A 2,469-nucleotide genomic window follows, 5' to 3' on the forward strand; every position below is an offset into this window, starting at 1 on the left:
TGATGTCGCTGGCTGTTGCGCCGGCCTTGAAGCTCACATCAGCGATGGCGACGCCATTGATCTCCATGCCGGTGATCTTGCCGTCCGACTCCGCAGCATCAGCCACCACTGCGGCAGTGCTCGTCTGCGTTGCGGCGAACAGGCCCGAACCCAGCGAGCTGGTGCGGGCATTGACGATCGAGTTGATGCCAATGGTCTGGCCTGCATCCGCGCCAACCTGGAACAGGGCGCCGGAGAACGTGCCGTCCAGCAGGCTGGTGCCGTTGAAGTTGGTCTGGCGGGCAACGCGGTCGATTTCCGAGGTCAGCTGCTTGACTTCGGCATCCAGTGCCTCGCGGTCGCTGCTGGAATTGGTAGCGTTGGCCGACTGCACCGACAGCTCGCGGATGCGCTGCAGGTTATTGCCGATTTCAACCATCGCGCCTTCGGCGGTCTGGGCCAGCGAGATGCCGTCGTTGGCGTTGCGCACGGCAACGTCCAGACCGCGGATCTGGGTGCTGAAACGCTCGGAGATCGCCAGGCCGGCGGCGTCGTCCTTGGCGCTGTTGATGCGCAGGCCTGAGGACAGGCGCTGGATGGTGGTGGCCAGGCTGGAACCGCTGGTGGACAGGTTGCGCTGGGCGTTCAGCGACATCACGTTGGTATTGATGACTTGTGCCATTTTCTTGCTCCTGGTGGCGATGATGTCGCCGACGGTTGAGAGGCCTCCCGTAGGAGGGGCCGTTGCAGTTTTAATGCCTCGGCTGATATCAATAACGGCGACATGTCAACTGTCTTTAGCGGGAATTTGCGGTGTTCTGCAGGTCGTGTTCATGCGCTCGCGTTACTGCCAGAGCCCGGAGCTGCAGACGCAGAAAGGCCGCCCGAAGGCGGCCTTTCTGTGTTGCCTGAAACGGGGCAGGGATCAGCCCTGCAGCAGGCTCATCACGCTGGACGGCGACTGGTTGGCCTGGGCCAGCATCGCGGTACCGGCCTGCTGCAGGATCTGCGTGCGGGTCAGTTCAGCGGTTTCCTTGGCGTAGTCGGTGTCGCGGATACGGCTGCGCGAGGCCGACAGATTTTCCGAGGTGGTGTTCAGGCTGGCGATGGTGGAGGTGAAGCGGTTCTGGATCGCACCCATGTCGGCACGCGAGGAGTTCACCGAAGTCAATGCATCGTCAACGATGGACAGAGCGCGCTGGGCGCCTTCCACCGTGGTGATGTCCAGGTCGGCGACGGTCTTCTTCTCCGAAGCGACAACCGCGGTGGCAGTGCCGCCGATGCCGGTGAAGTCAACGGCCAGATCGGCCGGCGGATTGGCGGGGTCGGCGTCCGGAGTGCCGCCGCCGTCGGCAGTGCCGGCGGTGAAGGTGAAATCCTTGCCGGATTTCAGCGAGGTGAGCTCCAGATTGCCGTCCTTGTCCAGCTTGGCGTAGACGCCGGTCTGGTCCATCTTGTCATTGATCGCGTTGACGATGCCGTTGTTGATGTCGCTGGCCGTTGCGCCGGCCTTGAAGCTCACGTCAGCGATGGCGACGCCATTGATCTCCATGCCGGTGATCTTGCCGTCCGACTCCGCAGCATCAGCCACCACTGCGGCATCGCTCGTCTGCGTTGCAGCGAACAGACCCGAACCCAACGAGCTGGTGCGGGCGTTTACAACGCTGCTGATGCCGATCGTCTGGCCCGAATCAGCACCCACCTGGAACAGGGCGCCGGAGAACGTGCCGTCCAGCAGGTTGGTGCCGTTGAAGTTGGTCTGGCGGGCAACGCGGTCGATTTCCGAGGTCAGCTGCTTGACTTCGGCATCCAGTGCCTCGCGGTCGCTGCTGGAATTGGTAGCATTGGCCGACTGCACCGACAGCTCGCGGATGCGCTGCAGGTTATTACCGATTTCAACCATCGCGCCTTCGGCGGTCTGGGCCAGCGAGATGCCGTCGTTGGCGTTGCGCACGGCAACGTCCAGGCCGCGGATCTGCGTGCTGAAACGCTCGGAGATCGCCAGGCCGGCGGCGTCGTCCTTGGCGCTGTTGATGCGCAGGCCCGAGGACAGGCGCTGGATGGTGGTGGCGAGGCTGGAGCCGCTGGTCGACAGGTTGCGCTGTGCGTTCAGGGACATCACGTTGGTGTTGATGACTTGTGCCATTGCCGTTCTCCGAGAGTTGTATCTGGTGCTGGAAAGGGGAGGTCCCCGGGGGAGGACCGCTGGGGTGTTGTGCCCCGTTGATACCAATAACGACACCCCGCGCCAGACCTTTAGGGACTGCGCGAAAAGTTTTTTCGCCAATGTCAACGGGGGCGTGATTCCGCTCTCGCCCACACGCAGAAAGGCCGCCCGAAGGCGGCCTTTCCGTGGTGTTGCATGAACCGGTGCGGGGGATCAGCCCTGCAGCAGGCTCATCACGCTGGACGGCGACTGGTTGGCCTGGGCCAGCATCGCGGTACCGGCCTGCTGCAGGATCTGCGTGCGGGTCAGTTCAGCGGTTTCCT

Annotated in this window: 2 protein-coding genes and 1 pseudogene; all 3 read right to left on the bottom strand. The window is 63.3% G+C overall.

Annotated features, from left to right (window positions below):
• Nucleotides 1–661 (bottom strand): annotated as a pseudogene (locus H4O10_RS22100) (flagellin); the annotation flags it as partial.
• Between the two features lie 243 nt (nt 662–904).
• Nucleotides 905–2,125, bottom strand: coding sequence for a flagellin (locus H4O10_RS22105; RefSeq protein ID WP_099562400.1), 1,221 nt, complete (start codon nt 2,123–2,125; stop codon nt 905–907).
• 234 nt (nt 2,126–2,359) lie between these two features.
• On the bottom strand, nt 2,360–2,469 hold a 110-nt coding region (locus tag H4O10_RS22110), incomplete at its 5' end, for a flagellin (protein ID WP_253189391.1).

Origin of the sequence: Stenotrophomonas sp. I18B00994, from assembly GCF_014145825.1 — a bacterium.
GTDB classification, from domain to species: Bacteria; Pseudomonadota; Gammaproteobacteria; order Xanthomonadales; family Xanthomonadaceae; genus Stenotrophomonas; species Stenotrophomonas maltophilia.